We start from the raw sequence: 728 nt of genomic DNA on the forward strand, positions 1-728 counted from the left end.
GCCCCATCCACTCCCCCGCCGAATTCCCCCGCATCCAGCCCGGCGACATCCTCATCTGCCGCTACACCGACCCCGCCTGGACCCCACTCTTCGGTGTCATCGCGGGCATCATCACCGAAACCGGCGGCCGCCTCTCCCACGCCGCCATCCTCGCCCGCGAACACCACATCCCCGCGATCCTCGCCGTACCGAATGCCCTCACCATCCCCGAAGGCACCGTCCTAACCCTCAACACCACCACCGGCACGATCACCCGCTGAACCGCCTTGGCGGACTCGACAGGAACGCTCCAGTGATGCCATCCCGCTCTGGTACGGCGGTGCATGGTTGCTCGCCGCTCCGGACAAGCCGGGCACGTTGCTTGTGGCTGGTCGCCGCGGCGGCCGCGTTACATAAAGAGCTTGGCTGGGCCCGGCACGGGGCTGAGGTACTGGCGAGGCCGGCGACCACGCTCGCGCCGATTGAGGTGCCCGCTACGGCTGAGGCCCAAAAGCAGCGCCAGTGTGGAAACTTCATGTCGCCATTTGCACAAAACGTTCCACCCAGCTCTCCGGGTGGGCTGGTCGGTGGGGCTGGGGAGTTCTACCCGTCATTCCAGGTCTGTGTTCTGAAGGGACATGTCGGACGGAGATGTGTAGGGACATGTCGGACACTTGATGGCTGCGGTTCGTTGGTGGGTCGTGGCGGATCTGGTGGTTTCGATGGAGGTTCGGTTCGCGATTGGCGCG

Annotated in this window: 1 protein-coding gene; it reads left to right on the forward strand. The window is 65.4% G+C overall.

The genetic code is table 11. The features are described 5' to 3' along the window. A partial coding sequence (locus E1263_RS42490) for a PEP-utilizing enzyme (RefSeq protein ID WP_238162093.1) occupies positions 1 to 260 on the forward strand: 260 nt, incomplete at its 5' end. Between the last annotated feature and the right edge of the window lie 468 nt (positions 261 to 728).

The organism is Kribbella antibiotica (genome assembly GCF_004349055.1).
Classification (GTDB): domain Bacteria; phylum Actinomycetota; class Actinomycetes; order Propionibacteriales; family Kribbellaceae; genus Kribbella; species Kribbella antibiotica.